We start from the raw sequence: 19,122 nt of genomic DNA, 5'->3' as shown, positions 1-19,122 counted from the left end.
GAAGTGATGAGGGGGGAGTGGGAAACTGAAGGGGACTGCTGTGATTTATGAATCAGAGTTGGCGTCAGCTCCAATAATTCTGCAAAGAATGGTATTTAATACCGGAGAGTTGTTTAAATACGATCATTATTTTATGTTTTTTTAAGTATATATTTAAATAAAGGGTCATATCTTTCGGTTTAATTTAAATATTAATCCTATTTATGAAATCTTACTTTTTTTGGTTCAGCCTGTTGATGATCAGTCTGACACAACTTACTTATGCCGCTGAGGAAGAGCGGCCTTTTATTATCACGATAGAAATCCCGGAAGACAACAAAGATTTTTTTGTAAAGATTAAGGGAGATGTAAACGGCTCCGGTGCCAGTGATTATACCATTGACTGGGGCGATGGTACTACAACGACAGGAGGAAGCACCTCGGAAGAAACCGTTAACCATACCTATGCTGAAGGCGGGGAATATCAGGTGAGCATGAGTGGGAAGTTGCCACAGCTTACTTTTTGTAAGTTTGGCTGGAGTTCAAATGATTTAGAAGAAAATAATGCTTCAAGGGTAAGACAGGTAGTGCAATGGGGAACGAATAAGTGGTATTCTACTGCATATATGTTTTCCTATTCAAGTAAATTAGAAAATTCAGGAGTTGATCAACCGGATTTGGCTTTGACTCAGAGCATGTCCTATATGTTCTTTTACGCCAGTTCTTTTAATGGCGATTTGAGTGGTTGGGATGTGAGTAATGTTAAGGATATGGGTCATATGTTCCGCTCAGCTAGTTCGTTTAATGGAGATTTGAGTGACTGGGATGTGAGTGGTGTAACATATATGTCTTTTATGTTCCATTCTGCCGGTTCTTTTAATGGTGATTTGAGTAGCTGGGATGTAAGTGCAGTAACGTATATGAGTGATATGTTCTATCGTGCCAGTTCTTTTAATGGCGATTTGAGTAGCTGGGATGTGAGTAATGTTACGTCGATGGGGTATATGTTCTCTTCTGCCAGTTCTTTTAATGGTGATTTGAGTGGCTGGGATGTGAGTAATGTTACGTCGATGGGTCATATGTTCTCTTCTGCCAGTTCTTTTAATGGTGATTTGAGTGGCTGGGATGTGAGTGCAGTAACGAATATGAGGAATATGTTCCGCTTTGCTAGTTCGTTTAATGGCGATTTGAGTGGTTGGGATGTAAGTGCAGTAACGAATATGAGTGATATGTTCCGCTATGCTGATAATTATTCTGCTGAAAATTATGATCGTTTATTGGAATCCTGGAGTAAATTGAATTTGCAGACAGGCGTTAATTTTGGCGCTCCGGCTTATTATTGTACCGATGAAAGTTTAGATTTTCGACAAGCGTTAATCGATGAAAAAGGATGGAGCATTAACGAAAGTACTCAATATTGTGGACATAAAGTTACATTTAATACTTTAGGGGGAGCACCGACAGTTCCGGAGGCCTATCCGGGGATTGTGTCAGGTTTAATTCAGGCTCCTGCTATCATTCCAGAAAAGGAGGGGATGTCTAGTGTGGGCTGGGCAACGAGCCCTGACGAAGGGGTAACCTTGGATTTTGCTTGGGATTTTGCAAAAGATGTAATGGGTGAAGAGGATATGACCTTGTATGCCAAATATGATTATCAGATTTGGGCATCTGCCACAGGGGGCGGTGAAATTAACGCTGCTAATGTTCATGTTTCCCCGGGGGATGCTTTTACTTTTTCAGTACAAATTCCTGAAGGCGAACACCTGCTATTTTGGGAGTTGGATGGTGTGCGTCAAGCAGCGCAAGGCCTTAGCTATACCCTGGAGAATATCGAAGCGGATCATAGCTTGAAAGCAGTTGTAGGGCGTCCGGATGATTTTATCATCACTATAAACGTACCGGAAGACAGCAAAGACTTTTTTGTAAAGATCAAGGGAGGTGTAAATGGCTCCGGTGCCAGTGATTATACCATTGATTGGGGCGATGGAAGTACTACCACGGGAGGAAGCAGCTCGGAAGAAACTGTTAGCCATACCTACACTGAGGGCGGGGAATATCAGGTGTCCATGAGTGGGAAGTTACCGCAGCTAGCTTTTTGTACGTTTCAAGGTTGGCCAAATGATTTAGAAAGGAATAATGTCTCAAAGGTAAAACACGTAGCGCAATGGGGAACGAATAAGTGGTACTCTACGGCTTATATGTTGTCTTTTGCCAGTGAATTAGAAAATTTTTTAGGAGATGATCAGCCGGATTTGTCATTGACTCAGAGCATGTCCTGTATGTTCCAATATGCCAGTTCCTTTAATGTTGATTTGAGTGACTGGGATGTGAGTAATGTTAAGGATATGTCTCATATGTTCTATCGTGCCAGTTCCTTTAATGGCGATTTGAGTGGCTGGGATGTGGGTAATGTTACTGATATGAGATCTATGTTCGAATATGCTAGTTCCTTTAATGGCGATTTGAGTGGCTGGGATGTGGGTAATGTTACTGATATGAGATCTATGTTCGAATATGCTAGTTCCTTTAATGGCGATTTGAGTGACTGGGATGTGGATAATGTTACTGTTATGGGATCTATGTTCCGCTCTGCCAGTTCCTTTAATGGCGATTTGAGTGGCTGGGGTGTGAGTAATGTTGCTAGTATGGGAGCTATGTTCAAATATGCCAGTTCCTTTAATGGCGATTTAAGTAACTGGGATGTGAGTAATGTTACTTATATGGGAGCTATGTTCTATTACGCCAGATCGTTTAATGGCGATTTGAGTGGCTGGGATGTGAGTAATGTTACTAATATGGAATCTATGTTCGAATATGCCAGTTCCTTTAATGGCGATTTGAGTGCTTGGGATGTGGGTAATGTTGCTAGTATGGGAGCTATGTTCAATTCTGCGTTCTTGTTTGATGGCGATTTGAGTAGCTGGGATGTGAGTAATGTTACGGACATGTCTTATATGTTCTATGATGCCCGTTCATTTAATGGTGATTTGAGTCCATGGCAATTATCCGGATTGAAAAGGGCTAGTCAGTTTATCCGCAATACTGCTCATACTGATGAAGACTATGAACAAATGCTTTTATCGTGGAGTGAACAAGATATAAATGGCGGGTTAGAAATTGATATTGATTTATCCTACTGTTCTACTGAAGCGATGCAAGCGAAATCCTTGCTTGAAAACAAAGGTTGGACCATAACCGATCAAGGCAGAAGCTGTGCATTTGATGAGGAGACTTTAGCGCAAAAACCTCAGGGTGACGGGACCGAAGCCAATCCTTATCTGATTTCTAATTTGGCAGAGCTTCGTTGGCTGTCCGAAGGGCTTGAAGGTGGCTTGTCAGATGCGGAAAGATGGCAGGCGGAGACGTATTATGAGTTAAGCCAAAATATTGATGCTTTGGAAAGTGAGATTTGGAATGAGGGTAAAGGCTTTGCTCCCGTAGGTAACGGAACCGCCAGATTCCGTGCTCATTTTAATGGAAATGGCTTTGTGATTCAGTCTTTGAGAATAAATGATTCGAATACGGATAATATGGGCTTTTTCGGTAGCACTACCGCTGCTGAAATCCGCAATCTGTCTTTGATTGATTATAAGATTGAAGCGGGTACAGGTGTGGGAGCTATTGGTAATGCTTACACTACTTCCATTGAAAATATTAAAGTGGAAGGTTACCTGCAGGGGAAAGATCGTGTAGGCGCCGTTGCTGGTGTTTTAATCAATAGTAAAGTATCTAGTGCCACGGCTCAAGTTAGGCTCAATGGGTCCAATGAAGTAGGTGGTCTGGTGGGGTCTGCCAATTATGCGTGGGGGGCAGGTGGTTATTCCACTGATATTAGAAATGCATCTGCACATGGTAGTATAAATGCGAGCAGCTATGTTGGTGGTTTGGTGGGAGATGCCCAGAACGCCAATATTGTGAACAGTTATAGTAATGTACACATTAAGGCAAGCAGCAATGTAGGGGGCGTGGTGGCGAGAAATAATGCCGGTAGAACAGCGCACGTTTATGCTTCAGGCTTGATAGAAGCCAGCGGCAGTAATATCGGTGGCGTGGTCGGGGTTAATACCACAGGTTTATTAGTGGAGAACGCCTATTGGGATAAGGAAACCACTAATCAAAGCAGTTCAGCAGGTTCCAATGCCTCTGCGGGTTTGACTACGGCTGACTTTCAACTGCAATCTAATTTTAAAGGCTGGGATTTTGATAATCTTTGGTCCATAGGCAATGATAGAGGAACTATTCGTCCTTTCTTCCAAAAAGATTTAATCGCCATTATGGTATCCAAGGAGGGCAATGGAAATATTGAGGGACCGCTTTTCGCTAGCGTAGGGACTTCTGTTACCTTAAAAGTAATTCCGGATGAGGGTTATGAGTTAGATCAAATTTTGGTAGATGGTGAAGCGACAGAATGGGATGCACAAAATGAGTTTGTCATTGGCAATATTCAGCAAGAGGTTCAGGTGAATGTACGCTTTAAGTTGAGAAGCTATGTAGTAACGGCCACGGTGAACGAAGGAGCAAAGATTAGTCCGGAGGAAATCAGTGTTACGCATGGAGAAGATCAGACCTTTACTTTGACCATGCCGGAAGACTATGAGGTAGTAGATTGGAAGGTAGATGGTTTATCTCAGGGGCATTATGGCAAAGATTTTCTCCTGGAGAATGTGACGGAACAGACCACTGTCGAGGCGGAAGTAGTGCAGACCTTTGCCTTTACAACGGATGCAGGTGATCATGGAGTGATCAGTCCGTTTATAGATCGTATTCGCAAGGGCTCCCAATTGTCTATTGAGATTTATGCCCTTGAGGATTATTTATTAACGGATGTGTTGATCAATGGAGAAAGTGTTGGGGCAGTGAATTATTATGATATTTATCCTGTAGAGGAGGCAGTAGATGTCAAAGCGATTATTGTTCCCGCAGCATATCACATTACCGTAAGCCAAACCGAAAACGGTACAATCTCTCCGGAAACAACTTCGGTAGCTTATGGCGAATCCCAAACCTTCACAATCACGCCAGCTACCCACCACCAAATCACAGACGTATTGGTAGACGGCGAATCCGTAGGAGCAGTTAGCACTTATACATTTGAAAGTGTGGAGGAAGATCATACGATCACTGCCACTTATGAACGTTCGGAATTTGTCATTGACGTTATCCAAACTGACAATGGAACAATCTCTCCAGAGCGTACCGTAGTGGATCTTGGCTCGGAGCAAACCTTCACGATCACGCCAGCTACCCACTACCAAATCACAGACGTACTGGTAGACGGCGAATCCGTAGGGGCCGTCACTACTTACACCTTTGAAAATGTGGAGGAAGATCATACGATCACTGCCACTTATGAACGTTCGCAATTTGTTATTGACGTTTTCCAAACGGACAATGGAACAATCTCTCCAGAGCGTACCGTAGTGGATCTTGGTTCGGAGCAATCCTTCACGATCACGCCAGCTACCCACTACCAAATCGCAGACGTACTGGTAGACGGTGAATCCGTAGGAGCAGTTAGCACTTACACTTTTCAAGATGTGGAGGAAGATCATACGATCACGGCCCTTTTCGATCGCATGTTGTCTAATGAGCTACAGACGGAAATTAAATTTTACCCGAACCCGTCCAAAGGACAAGTCTTCATTGAAGGACTGCAAACCACAGGCGAGGTGAGGATATTGGATCTTTCGGGAAGAGTAGTTTTGGAAACAAAAGTTTCAGAAGTGGCTTCACAGTTTGACATCAGTGCATTGGGCACGGGTATTTATCAATTGGTGATCAATGGTCAGGTGATCGGAAAATTGATGAAAGAGTAGAATAATAGACCGGAAATCCTGTTTAACATAAAAAAGCTCATCGGTGACCGGTGAGCTTTTTTTGGATGGGTTGTTATTGGAGGATTAATACCTTAATTGATGTGATTGATTTTCATATGGAAATAATCTTCGGCCTCTAGGATATCAAAATCAAGTTCAATTTTCTTTTTGAAGAAAGGCGCATTCAACACACAAGTGTGATATTCCCCATTCTCTCCACAGAGGTCAATATTGATGGCTTCAAATTTTCGGACCAGTTCCTCATTTAATCGCTGCCCAACCACCGGGCTTTGAAAATAGGCTTTATAGGACAGGGAACAGATCACTACAAAATCCCTTTGAATAAATTTTTCCAGCAGCTGCTTTCGGTCATGTTCCCATAGGGGAGTGTCCACTTCAACTAATCCTTCAGCGCATTGCCTGATCCAGTTGGGGGCACCATTAATGGTAGAAATGTCGCCGGTAATCAAAACCTCAATACCTTCATCTTTCAACCGGGCGATCGCCTTCCGGTAGCTGTCGGCATAGGGTTCGCCAATTTTCACAAAGTCATGGTCTATACCAATGGCAGCGGACTGTGCCTCCATCAATCCCAAAGGATGGGCGATAAAATCTTTTTTTACCGCAGGCACAAAGGTGACAAACTTTACTATTTTGTATTTATTCATTGACTCATAAAGGGCCATGGCAGAATCTTTACCGCCCGTCCATAGAACTACTGCGTTTTTCATTAAGCTTTTGAAAGGGATAAAAAAAATAAAAGGCAAGATAGGCTTAAAGTGTTCAAATAAATACCATTCGGCTCAAAACCTTTTGGTAGATCATAATTTCGAAGATTATTTTTGCCCTAAAAGCATTAGGGAGGAAGGTTGTTTTTTTGAAATAAAAGGGAATTTTCTTATTTATTTTTCTATAGAATTTAAATTTTATATTTTGATTAAAATTTTTTTATGAGATTCCTGTTATTACTTTTTTCGTCTTTACTTTCTTTTGGTGCCATGGGGCAGACTGGTTCTTTGCCTATTGGTCATTACCTGTTACCTCATCAGGTGATTTACGGTTATTTGGACCGTGATTATGTGGAGGATAGTTATCCTTTTCTTGGTTTCAATTATTATTTGCATGCCCTTCCTGCGGAGGTGTATACCTTTGGGCCTATTATGAAAAGGGAGGTCATGGTAGACATGCGAAAGAAAAAGGTGAGGAATAATTCATCTGCCATTTATGATGAACCGGTTCATTTTCCATTAGTAAATCTCAGGGCGGTTAAGGTGGGGAATGATTCTCTGATTTACAGCAGCTATCTCCCTCATCCCTATGAAAAAAATGGAGAAAAAGGGGCTTTACTTCTGCATGTAACGGATACGGAGAAATTTTCTATTTTCAGAACGCCGGGAAAAGAGGGAAAGTCGCAGTACCATTATTATTTTGGTTTGAAAGGAGATCTCGGTGTTTTTCCTTTATATGTGAGGAACAGCAGGGATAAAGAGAGAAGATGGTTGGACGTATTCGGTGATTGCGTTTCGGTGCGCCAAAAAATTAAGAGTGGTCAATATTCCTATTTGGCGGACATCCCTAAAATGATCAGTGAATATGAAGCCTATGCCTGGCCGAATAAAATGGAATACTATGACCAATACTGGAGAAGGCTTCGAAGTCCGGAGGGTGCCGTATTTTATGGAGCGTACAAAATTTTCGATGAACGAATGAGTTTGGTGATTAGAACCATTCAGGAGGATGTTTTGGTCGAGATTCAACAAATGGATATTCCCCATGATATGGAGGACCTTGAGCGTTTAGCGCATAATGAACTGTATAAAAAAAGATGCTTTTATTACCCGGATGGCATTACTTTAAGACGGGAAGTTTTGCTGGATGAGAAGGGGCAAAAGCTTAAGGAGAAAACTTTTTATCCTGATGGCAGCCTTCATTATCATATGGTTTATGGGAGCAAGGGGGGCTTTTCTTTTAAAGAGGTTAGGTTAGCTAATGGACAATCGCTAGCCATTGCCGAGCAAAAAGCAGGATTGGTGGAGCATTTTCAAGATTCCATTAGGGGCATTGAAATTTCCAGAAAATATAATAAGGGGGAATTAGTGGGGTCCTATTATCCGTATCAGGATGGACAATGGATTAATCAATTAGTGGATAAGAGGCGTTATGATAATTTTGTAAAGGGTTTAATGAAAAAACTAACAGAATATAAAATTCCATCTCAGCTATCGAATCAGGATACTAATGGAATGGGACTATCCGTCTTTCTTTTCGATGGCACCGGTGGGGCACTTTCAACAGAAGCCCCTTTGATCTCCAGCCCTTTTCAATCTTTTTTGGTCTCAAATTTAGAAGAGTTTTCTAGTGCACCTCAAAATATCAGTGAGCAAACCTTTTCTTTTAATTCTGAACACTTATTTTTATTCCATTATTATTCGTTTTATGGCGAGTCTATCATTGATTTGGAGTTGAATCAGCTTAAGCAATCAATTGGGATATTTCCACAAAATCAATATTTACAAAATGAACAGTGGAATAATATGTGGATGGAACAAATGAAACAACATTGGAGACCAGCTTCATTTTAATTGCTCATCGGTTGATGGTAAAAGCGTTTAAATCATTAATCTTATTTTTTAATAGTATATTTTTTTATGGATTTTTTTGGTGCTCCCCCGATTCCACCTTTATTTTTTTATGGTGGCAAAATATCCGGTTATGTTTTGATCGGATTTTATCTTAAAGAAATTCTTTTTATGTCTTCCTATTCAATATGGTGGAGGGACATTTCTTTTTGGTTGTTGATGGCCGGAATTGTATTGATTCTGGCTTCCCTTAAATATTTAGTGGCTGTAAGAAAATGAAACACAATATTTTAAAATATAACAGAAACAATATTGTTGTGCACTATTGGTATGGCTTGATTATTGGATATTTATCCTTTGATTGCTAAAATCTATCATTTTTGACAGAAGAAGACATTGAAGGTTATTTTACGACAATTATTTGAAAATTAAGACATACAGAATTTAGCCTTTAGTAAATCTAGAGGCTTTATTCCATTCTAAAAGGCAGCTTCTTTAAGCGGCAGACATAATTTTTTTATATCGTGTTTTTTCCTTTTTAATTTTTATTTCATTTAATCGTTTTCCTATTTTATGCAAATTATATGCTGTAATTCCCAGGGCTACATAATTTCGAAATTGCTCAGGAGATCTATTTGGACACCTATCTAACCCTCTATTCTCCAATTCATTGATGTTAGATTCTATAGCAGAGTGCGCATTTTTTAATAATTTAAAGGGTTTACTCTTTTCTTCAGCCTCTTCCGTTTTATTTCGTTTACCTAGTTTAGGCATTATCAACTGCAAATCAGGGAAAACTTCCTGAATTAACGCTTTATTTTCTTTTGAAGAAAATCCTTTATCTGTACTCCAAGATGATACTAATTGATATTTTTCTAGTACTCGATCAATAATATCCATAATCGAATCTCTGTCTGATAAATTATCCCCAAGACAATGATCAACAATAAGCCCAAATTGATCTGTTGTGACAAATAACTTTTTCCCTATTTCAATTGGGGGGCGTTTCTTTCCCTTTTTTATCCATTCTGTGAAAGGAAGATAGAGGGAATAGACTTTTTCTGATGCTGGGATTTTCTCTTGGCCAATTATTCTTCGCTCCAACAAGTTTATATGTTTTTCAAACATCAACTTAAACCACTCAACTTTAATAAGAACCAACAGTGTCTTTTGGTCAATAAGCAATGCCGGCATATCTTTTTCCCAAAAATCAGCAACCTTTTTGTATAGTGATTTTGCTTTATTCAAATATGCCTGACAAGCTTCAATTTCATTTTTAGCTTTATTTTTCCCACCTGCTGAGGTAGCTCTTCCAAAAGATCTACAGAGTGATTTTAATTTACTTGATTCGCTTTTTACTTCTCTCCAACCTTTTACTTTATGCTGTTTTGCTATTTCACCGATCATATTTAGGCATTTGCGACCAGCTTCAAAAAGTAATACATAATCCGATGGAAAAGTCGTATTTGTTTCAACAACAAAACTATCTGTTTTTAAGGATAATGGATCCGAGTCTTTTTTTTTAAATATACCATGTCCAAATTCAACAATAACAGCATTAATTTTTTTTAGTGTTTCATCATCAACCAAGCTAACATTATCATAAATATTTTGAAAGGTATATTCATCCACTGATTCACCAGCAAGACCAAGATTAATTTGTTTTCCCAGCATCCTTCGAACCAAAACGTTATAATTTGCCAAATTTAGAAGATCATCGTATGATAAATTCTGACACAATCGTAATTGAGCCAAAACAAAAACTTCCCATAATCCCATCCCTTTCCTTCCTGAAGTCTGACTAGTCCCAATGGCCTCTTGCAAAAGTTTTTCTATGCGAACACTAATTTCCTTATTCATGTAGATCGCTTGAAGAGCCCGTAATAAATTAACAATATGATCTCGTGTGTTGCTAGGAAATTGAACCTCACTTATAGGTATTGTGTTAATTTTGAGTTGTTGGGTGAATCCGCTGCGCATAGTTAAAAAAAGTATGAGTTTTGAGCCTTAAATGAGTGTTATCCGTGTATTACGATTAAATAAAAGCATTTTCTTTGACTTTTTCGAAAAAACTCATTTTCAATTATCACTAAAAATCGATGATATTAGGCCTATATAAACGATTTTAGAGTTTTCGGACAAGCACTATTTAGGAAGTTCGTTACGCTTTGGTCTTCCCAGGGAACAGACAAAGTTGAAAACCTCCGGTCCTTACCGCTTCAGCCGTAACCCGATTTATCTGGGGCTCTATTTGATTATATTTGCCGCCGCCCTGGCATTGAACCTTTGGTGGGCTTGGGCAATCGCTATTTTAAATTTTATAGTCTACCATCGGATTATTCAGGCAGAGGAAAGCTTTTTAGCGGAAAAATTTGGAGATCCATATCGTGATTATTGCCAGTCGGTACGTCGTTATTTGTGAGGAAGTATTTAATTTTGATTCCTTTTCGTACTTAAATTGAAATTTCAATTTGGCTTTTAACAAATAGATAAATTTATTGCTTTAACTTTGAGAAAATTGCTCATCAAAATCTCCATTCAATGAAAGTTATCCGCTTTGTGCTCAAGAATAATTTCATGGTATTGTTTTTCATGCTTTGTTTCATGTTATTATCTCAGGCAGCGGTATTTCCCAATGGACAAATCATGCGTTTTTTCTTTCCGCTAAGCTTAATCCTGGTGTCCATGGGTGCGATTATTTCTATAAGTCCGGATCGCAGGCGTAAGGTTTATGCCTATATACTTGGTGGTGGAGGGATCGTTTTTCAGGTGTTGGGTTATTTTGTGGAGGCTGTTTGGTATCAGGATATTTACCTGTTATATACCATTACTTTTTATACTTATATCCAATGGCGCGTATTACGATTTTTACTAAGTACGCCCGAGGTCAATCAAAATACTTTTTATGCCGCCTTTTCAGGCTATATGCTTATCGGGATTAACTGTGCACTAATCATGATTGCGATAATGATCACCATTCCGAATGCATATAACAATATGGAAGCGACCGATTGGAAAAATGCTTTTTACTATTCTTTCATGACCCTGACCACTGTGGGCTATGGCGATATTACCCCGGAACATCCGGTTGCCAAGGTTTTGAGTATGTTTTTGGGAATGGCAGGGCAGTTTTACCTGACGGTGGTGATGGCTTTGTTGATCAGTAAATACACCAATAGCAAGGCCTAAAACAGGTCTTCTGCTAAATTAGGTGTTTTTGAAAAAACATGTGTCAGGGATTTTAAAAGGGGTACCTGCATCATAAATGATGATTAAAACGACTTTGATTTGGGTTAAATCACCCCAAGGAAGGTTGTGGAGGAGTAGCCACGAATGGCCAGTATTTTCATGAATGAAGTTATGGATATTTTCAATATTACTGATAGTTTCAGTTTTTTTTATGCCAGATTGCGATCTTAATCTATAGGCGGAACTGCATGGGGGCTGCTCTCGAAAGGAAGGTCATTACCCCCTAATTATTTTCACAAAGCGGTTTTCAATTTTCATCATTTTTCAATCAGAGCTATCGTAATGGGTTCCGATGATTCAATGGAGCTCCAAGATTGATCACAGCCTTGATTTTTTTGTTTCGTTTTCTATCAAGAGAAATCGAAAAGCAGAATATTAGTGCACAATGATTCCAGCCACTTTTTAAAGTGGATTAGGCCTAAATGTCGATTCGTTTATGAGTTTGTTTTTAAGTGATTTAGTGAAAAAGGCGGTAGGTGCCGAAGCTTTTGGTCTAAGGTTTAGATTTTCATTTTTCAATTTTATATTTTCTTTATGCGTAAAGTAGAAATTATTTTGACTGTATTGCTTGTGATTTTTTTCTTCGGCTACTTGTTTTTGCTCCCCGGTGGATCTATTTTTTTATCGATGGTAATTGGGATTTTGGCTTGTTTTTATTTACTGGGTGGTGGGGCTATTAGCATAAGTGGAGGTTCAGTTACTTCTTTTCTCTCACAAAAAAATCGAAACGCTGATCGGCCCACTTTCTTGTTATTAGTCATGGGTGTGGTATTCAGCATTGGCCTGGTGGGGATTCAATTTATAGTTTTATCTTACCCTGGAGGACGATTTATAGGGATTGTAGGCTTGGCCTTGCTTTCGGGAATATCATTGATAAGCTTATTACTATGGTCTAGGGAAAAGCAGGGATTATTTCTCAACATTCTAAAAAGAAGCATTCCATTGATGCTTTTGATCATTCTCCTGAACTTATTGCCAGCGGGTAGCATTGAGCGTTTTCGATTTAGAAATTACCCGGAATATCTGGAAGTATTGAAGGACTTTCAGGAAAACCCCACCAATGAAAATTATGATCTATTAAAGGAGAAAAGGAAGCGTTTAAAATAAAAAAAAGGCCGGTACATACCGGCCTTTTTGCGACTAAACTAATCTATTTGCTGTTGAAGATTATTCAATTTCAAGATCGAAAACCATTCGAGCCTGTGGACCTTCAATGGCTTCTAGTCTTTGAAGCTCCTCTGCATAATTGGCAAAAGGGCCGAAGCGGTATTCCACAATTTTGGATTGTACTTCTTCATTCAGATCTTCAAATAATTGATCGAATTTACTCTTCATTTCAGGTCGATTGGAAATCTTATATTCTTCCAGTTCGGCTTTTTCTGCCGCAATTGCTATGGCTGTTTCCAGCCCTCCCATAACATCCACTAGGCCCAACTCCTGCGCTTTTGCACCTGTCCATACGCGGCCACCGGCAATTTTTAATAAATCCTCCTGGGACATATGACGTCCTTCAGCTGCTTTGGAAGTAAAGATTTCATAGCCTTCATTTACACCACTTTGAATGATTTGGCGCTCATAGGCAGACATCGGTCGGGTGGGGTTACCTAAATCAGAAAATAATCCGGTCTTCACGATGTCATGGCTGATGCCTACTTTATCATTGAGAAATTTCTCAAAGTTCATCAGGACCGCAAAAATACCAATAGACCCGGTAATAGTGTTCGGCTGAGCAACGATGGTGTCAGCGGCCATGGAGATGTAATACCCACCAGAAGCGGCATAGTCTCCCATAGAAGCAATAACCGGCTTCTTTTCACGGGTTAGCAATACTTCGCGCCAGATCATGTCTGAAGCCAGGGCACTGCCTCCGGGGCTGTTTACCCGTAGTACCACGGCTTTTACTTTATCGTCTTTTCTGGCCTTGGCTAATTCCTCCATTAATGTTTTGGATCCAATAGTCTTACCTTCTTCGCTTTTTCCGGTTTGAATAGCTCCATCAGCATAAATGACTGCGATTTTATCTCGACTGGTGGTCACTTTTCTTTTTACACTGTTGTTGTAACGATTCAGGCCAACGAAAGGAATTTTGTCATCTTCCTCCAATTCCATAAAGGCTCTTAATTTGGCGTTGATTTCGTCCTCATACACTAAATCATCCACCAGCTGATATTGCATGGCATCTTTGGTTGATCGTACTAAAAGGCTGTCGGATATATTGTTTAGTTTGGCCAGGTCAATATTCCGGCTCTCACTGATGCCTTCCAGCATTACGCCATTTAAGCCCCCTAATAATTCCTGATATTGAAGCCTATTTTCCTCACTCATATTCTTTCGGAAGTAAGGCTCAACGGCACTTTTAAAGTCTCCTACCCGGAAAATTTCTGCTTTGATGCCCAGCTTATCCAATGTGCCCTTGAAAAAAGAGATATTGGCGCTTAATCCTTTTAAATCCATACCCCCAATCGGGTTCAAATAAAGGCTATCAGCAGCAGATGCCACATAATAAGACAATTGACTATAGTATGGAGAATAGGCAAAAACGGGTTTGCCACTTTCTTCTCTGAAATTTTTTAGGGCCTGATGAATCTCAAGCGCAGTAGATGGGCCAGCAGCCATCATGGGCGACTCCAGGTATACCGCCTTTATTTTTTCATCAGTAGCTGCATTTTCCAAAGCTTTCTTGACCTGATTCAGGCCGATGGCGTCTTTGTCTCCAAATATTTTATTAAAGACCGCCATAGGGTCTTCCTCCTGCACACGGTCCTGGATGGGGCCAGAAAATTTAAGGCGAAGGATAGATTCTTTTGTGATTGGTTCAGATCCATCAGCCGAGCCACTCACCATGGCGATCATCAGGAAAAAGAACATTGGCAATCCAAAGAAGAGGGTCAATGCGACCAAGGCAGCCAAAACGTTTCTTAAGAATTTCATATGATTGTTAAATAGGTTCTATTTCTATTTATCTATACCATGTAAATTTAAATAATTGACTACTTTTGAGCTTGTGAATTTATACTGTTGAACATAATTTGAGGATGAAAGGAGTATATCTGTTATTAGGGAGCAATCTTCAGGACCGCGAGAAATTACTGCGAGAGGCCACGGAAACTATTGATTTGCGCTTAGGGAAAGTTTTGCACAAAAGTCATATTTACGAAACCGAGGCCTGGGGCGTACGAGAGCAGCCCTTATTCCTGAATCAGGTGTTGGAGATTGAGACTGCTTTGGCGCCGATGGATTTACTTTTGGGGATTCAGCAAATTGAACAACAGTTGGGAAGAGTAAGGCATGAAAGGTGGGGCGAACGCACTATTGATATTGATATTTTGTTTTATGGCAACGAGCAGATTAATGCTCAAAGATTAACCGTGCCACATCCGGAAATTCAAAACAGGAAATTCACTCTTTTACCCATGGCAGAAATTGCCGGAAGCTTTCAGCATCCGGTATTTCAAAAGGATATGAAGGCGCTATTATCCGATTGTAAAGATGATTTAAAGGTGTGGATCTATTCTGCAGATTAATAGGGAGTTGTAAGCATTTGATAAAGCAAAGATGATGATGAATTTTGACAGCTGGGCCAATGAGATTTTACAGCGCGAGCAGATGGTCGGTTTGGTGGTTTTCGATGAGGCTTGTTCCATTGTGCATGTTAACGCTAAGGCGGAGGAATTATTTGGAAAAGAATCCCAGGAACTAATTGGGCAACACATTAATATCCTCTATGATGAGGAATATCACAGTGATCACCTTTATAGTATTCGCCGGGTGAGTAGGCTGGCTTCGGAAAAGAATCCTTCTGACGAATTTCGGATGAAAGGACGAAAAGCGAATGGTTATGTATTTCCGGCGGACGTTTGGCTTTCCCGCAAAATGGAAGGGGATGCTTTATTCTTTGCTGAACTGATCCTGGATAAATCACAGGAAGCCATACTGGAGAAAGGTTTTACAGAAAATACCAATAAGCTAAACGCCATTATCAATAGCGCCGCAGATGGGATCATTACCCTGGATGCTCAGGGGAATATTGAAACGGTTAACCCGACCGCAGCCGGGCTGTTTGGTTACAAACAACGGGAACTGTACGGGAAAAATTTCCAGGAATTGGTACACCCGAATGATAGCCAAAGCGAAGGGGAAAATGAAATATTACTGTCTTATGAGCCCGGCGTGTCTATTCCTTCTTCCAGAGAAATTTTGTGTAAAACGCAGTCCGGGGATGAGGTGCCGGTCAAGCTTTCGGTGGGTGTGGTGCATTTGCCGGACCGCAAAATGTTTACCTGTATTCTCCACGATCTTACGGAAATGAAAGCGGTGGAAGCCAAGCTTAAAAGTTATGCCCAGGATCTGGAGCGTTCCAATCGCGATCTGGAAGAATTTGCTTATGTCTCTTCCCACGATTTACAGGAGCCTCTTCGGAAAATTCGCGCTTTTGGAGATCGGCTTAAAGTAAAAGAAGAAGCTAACCTGAGTGAAACCGGTGTAGATTATCTGGACAGGATGAATAATGCGGCCAAACGAATGCAGAAGCTGATTAATGATCTGCTGAAATTTAGCCGGGTGGGTTCTCGCAAAGGGACTTTCAAGGAGGTGGATTTGAATCAGATCGTGCAGGAAGTTATGATGGATTTGGAGTACGCGATTGAAAAGGAAAATGCGACCATTGAATTAGGAGAAATGCCGGTCATATATTCTGATCCTATTTTGATTCAGCAGCTATTTCAAAATTTAATCTCCAATGCGCTTAAATTCAGAAAGCCGGATGTGGATCCGCTTATTCAAATAAAGGCCGAAGCAGTGGCTTCCGGGAAGAAAGGGAAACTGAAAAATGTGCATCTTTCGGTAAAGGATAATGGTATTGGTTTTAACCAAAAATATGTAGACAAGATATTTACGATTTTTCAAAGACTGGAAGGTCAGAAATACGATGGTTCCGGCGTTGGTCTGGCGATTTGTAAAAAAATTGCCGAACTCCATGGCGGTGGGATTTCCGCAAAAGGTGAGCTAGGTCATGGTGCGGAATTTAATGTCACTATTCCTGTAAAGATGAAAGAGGTCTGACTGGAGTAGGTTTGTCCATTTTTTAGGGCTTTGAAGGTGATTTTGGCTTGATTCGCGACCAAAAGTTGATAATTGTCATGTTCTATTTAGAAATTTTGACAAAAATCATATTTTGATTTGTTTATATCTCTATAAAGAAATATAATGGCTCGCGTTAAGGAAGAAAGAAGTAGATTAATTGTACTATTCTAATTTATTCTTCAATGTTAAACCCATCGAAAAGGTATGATCGATTCCAACCGTCCCGTAATTCTAATTGCTGATGATGATATCGAAGATCGTTTGTTGGCGCAAGAGGCACTAGAAGAAAGCCACTATAAAGGTAAAACGCTTTTTGTGGAAGATGGGGAAGAATTGTTGGATTATTTGCACGGGGCTGGTAAATATGCGGATAGAAGCGCATATCCACTGCCAAGTCTCATTCTTTTGGATCTTAATATGCCTAAAAAGGATGGTCGTGAAGCGCTACAGGAGATCAAAGCGCATTCCTGTTTTCAAAGAATTCCTATCGTAGTATTGACCACTTCCAGCGCCGATGAGGATATGGTGAAATCCTACGATTTAGGCGTTAACTCTTTCCTTAACAAACCTGTACAATTTGACGAATTTGTTGCCCTGATGAATTCCCTTTGTACCTATTGGTTCTCTTTCAATAAAACCCCTTTGGCTAGTAGATTTTGATGGTGATTTTATAAATTGCCCAACAAAACAAGCTTTAACCCGCATTTATGGATGATCAGGTGAGGATTCTCTTCATTGATGATGATGAGGAGGATTATATTATCACAAAAGATTTGATTTCCGAAATCCCCAATCGGAATTATAGTATTGAGTGGATATCTAATTATCAGGATGGTTTGCAGGCCATACGTCATCATGATCATGACGTCTATCTGGTGGATTATAGGCTAGGGGCCTATACCGGTATTGAATTAATCCGGGAGGCCGTTCAGCTTGGCATTACTGCTCCTTTGATTTTACTTACCGGGCAACTGGACCAGCAGGTCGATGACCAGGCGGTAGAAGTGGGCGCTGCAGATTATGTCTATAAGGGTGGTTTGAATTCCTACATACTGGATCGTTCTATCCGATATAGTTTGCGTCATGCGCAGAACCTGGTGCATATTCAGCATCTGAATGAAGAGTTGGAACAACGCGTAGAGGATCGTACGCGGGAATTAGCCGTTGCGGTAAAAAAGTTGAAGCGGTCCAATGATTCTCTGGAAAAGCAAATTGAAGTTCGGCGTTCGACCGAAAAAGCCTTACGTCAATCCCAAAGACTTTATAAAGCCATCGCCCGAAATTTCCCTAAAGGGATTATTTCGGTGGTAGATCGAAATTTTGATTTTGTCTTCATAGATGGACAGGAACTGGATATTCTTGGTCTGGCCTCCAAAAGAATGATCGGTATGCCGGCTACTGACTTTTTGGCGACCGAAGAAAAGGGTATCTGGATGGAGAATTTTAATTCTGTTTTTCAGGGCAATACGGTAGCTTTTGAGGTGAGTATTGGCACCAGTGCTTATAAAGTGAATGGCGTACCCTTGTTTAATTCTTTGGGCTATGTCAAGCAGATTCTTTTAGTGCTGCAAAATATTACTGAGGCCAAAAAGGCGGAAGAAGAGATTCGGAAGTCATTAGCTAAAGAGATAGAACTCAATGAGTTAAAGACGCGTTTCGTAACCACTGCTTCACATGAATTCCGGACGCCTTTAAGTACTATTTTGTCCTCGGCCTCTTTAATTGGGCGGTATACGGAAAGCGAACAGCAGGACCGAAGGGACAAGCACGTCGGGCGGATAAAATCTTCTGTAAATAATTTGACCGGAATTTTGAATGACTTCCTTTCCATTTCTAAACTGGAAGAGGGCAAAATCAAAAATACACCGGAGACTATAGTGGTTAAAGAGAAAGCCCAACAGGTGGTCGATGAAATTCAGGTACTTTTGCGCAATGGGCAGCAGATTAATTTTGATTTCCAGGGTGCGGAGGAAGATGTGATCAAGATCGATCCGCAAATCTTTAAAAATATCCTGATCAACCTGTTGTCCAATGCGATTAAGTATTCGCAGGAAGGAAAGGAAATTGTGCTGGGCATTGAAATGCGCGCTGAACAAATGAAAGTGCGCGTGAAAGATAATGGTATGGGCATTTCAGACTCAGAGCAAGTACATATCTTCGAGCGTTTCTTTCGGGCCAATAATGCCCAAAATATTCAGGGTACAGGTCTGGGTCTGAATATTGTCAAAAAATATGTAGATATGCTTGGTGGTGAGATCTCCTTTGAGAGTGCACTGGGCGAAGGAACCACCTTCTATATTAATATTCCGCATCAAATTGAGGCCTAATGCTTCCTTTTTGAAAAAAAATGCTGAACTTACAATCAAATTTATAACCTTCATTTCTCTGATCTTAGGGTCAGGGGGAGCGCTAAGAAA

At 40.4% G+C, this 19,122-nt stretch carries 12 protein-coding genes; 9 read left to right on the top strand and 3 right to left on the bottom strand.

All coding sequences use genetic code 11. From position 1 onward, the window contains the following. Window positions 1–203: 203 nt before the first annotated feature. Window positions 204–5,795: a BspA family leucine-rich repeat surface protein gene (locus NG22_RS06175; protein WP_053404922.1), complete on the top strand. Its 5,592-nt coding sequence runs from the start codon at window positions 204–206 to the stop codon at window positions 5,793–5,795. 92 nt (window positions 5,796–5,887) lie between these two features. Here NG22_RS06175 and NG22_RS06170 read toward each other — a convergent pair whose 3' ends face one another. Further along, window positions 5,888–6,526, bottom strand: coding sequence for a hypothetical protein (locus NG22_RS06170; RefSeq protein WP_053404921.1), 639 nt, complete (start codon window positions 6,524–6,526; stop codon window positions 5,888–5,890). 219 nt (window positions 6,527–6,745) lie between these two features. Here NG22_RS06170 and NG22_RS06160 point away from each other — a divergent pair, with 219 nt between their 5' ends. After that, window positions 6,746–8,377, top strand: a complete 1,632-nt coding sequence (locus NG22_RS06160; RefSeq protein WP_053404919.1) for a hypothetical protein — start codon at window positions 6,746–6,748, stop codon at window positions 8,375–8,377. A gap of 492 nt (window positions 8,378–8,869) precedes the next feature. On the opposite strand, the gene NG22_RS17575 is transcribed toward NG22_RS06160, so the two are convergent. Further along, entirely contained in the window at window positions 8,870–10,354 is a 1,485-nt protein-coding gene (locus NG22_RS17575) for an ISNCY family transposase (protein WP_053404917.1), read from the bottom strand. A 142-nt stretch (window positions 10,355–10,496) separates the two neighbouring features. Between NG22_RS17575 and NG22_RS06145 the strand changes: the two genes are divergently transcribed. The 3 genes from NG22_RS06145 (at window position 10,497) to NG22_RS06135 (ending at window position 12,730) form a co-directional block, all read left to right on the top strand. Beyond that, the gene (locus NG22_RS06145) at window positions 10,497–10,796 is read left to right on the top strand and encodes an isoprenylcysteine carboxylmethyltransferase family protein (protein ID WP_082305005.1); all 300 of its coding nucleotides are present in this window, start codon (window positions 10,497–10,499) and stop codon (window positions 10,794–10,796) included. A 119-nt stretch (window positions 10,797–10,915) separates the two neighbouring features. After that, on the top strand, window positions 10,916–11,563 hold the full coding sequence (locus NG22_RS06140; protein ID WP_053404915.1) for a potassium channel family protein: 648 nt from the start codon (window positions 10,916–10,918) through the stop codon (window positions 11,561–11,563). Between the two features lie 594 nt (window positions 11,564–12,157). Further along, the gene (locus tag NG22_RS06135) at window positions 12,158–12,730 is read left to right on the top strand and encodes a hypothetical protein (protein ID WP_053404914.1); all 573 of its coding nucleotides are present in this window, start codon (window positions 12,158–12,160) and stop codon (window positions 12,728–12,730) included. 60 nt (window positions 12,731–12,790) lie between these two features. Here NG22_RS06135 and sppA read toward each other — a convergent pair whose 3' ends face one another. Continuing rightward, on the bottom strand, window positions 12,791–14,554 hold the full coding sequence (gene sppA, locus NG22_RS06130) for a signal peptide peptidase SppA (RefSeq protein WP_053404913.1): 1,764 nt from the start codon (window positions 14,552–14,554) through the stop codon (window positions 12,791–12,793). 104 nt (window positions 14,555–14,658) lie between these two features. Between sppA and folK the strand changes: the two genes are divergently transcribed. The 4 genes from folK (at window position 14,659) to NG22_RS06110 (ending at window position 19,032) form a co-directional block, all read left to right on the top strand. Continuing rightward, window positions 14,659–15,147: a 2-amino-4-hydroxy-6-hydroxymethyldihydropteridine diphosphokinase gene (gene folK / locus NG22_RS06125; protein WP_053404912.1), complete on the top strand. Its 489-nt coding sequence runs from the start codon at window positions 14,659–14,661 to the stop codon at window positions 15,145–15,147. A 31-nt stretch (window positions 15,148–15,178) separates the two neighbouring features. After that, the gene (locus tag NG22_RS06120) at window positions 15,179–16,684 is read left to right on the top strand and encodes a PAS domain S-box protein (protein ID WP_053404911.1); all 1,506 of its coding nucleotides are present in this window, start codon (window positions 15,179–15,181) and stop codon (window positions 16,682–16,684) included. Between the two features lie 225 nt (window positions 16,685–16,909). Beyond that, a complete protein-coding gene (locus tag NG22_RS06115) occupies window positions 16,910–17,365 on the top strand; it encodes a response regulator (protein WP_053404910.1) in 456 nt (151 codons plus the stop codon). A gap of 47 nt (window positions 17,366–17,412) precedes the next feature. Further along, complete coding sequence (locus tag NG22_RS06110) at window positions 17,413–19,032, top strand: ATP-binding protein (RefSeq protein WP_053404909.1); 1,620 nt, start codon at window positions 17,413–17,415, stop codon at window positions 19,030–19,032. The last annotated feature ends 90 nt before the right edge of the window (window positions 19,033–19,122 follow it).

The organism is Persicobacter sp. CCB-QB2 (assembly GCF_001274635.1).
In the GTDB taxonomy this organism is placed as follows: domain Bacteria; phylum Bacteroidota; class Bacteroidia; order Cytophagales; family Cyclobacteriaceae; genus Persicobacter; species Persicobacter diffluens.
The sequence above is the reverse complement of the archived record's forward strand: the minus strand, read 5'-3'. Positions and strand labels throughout refer to the sequence as shown.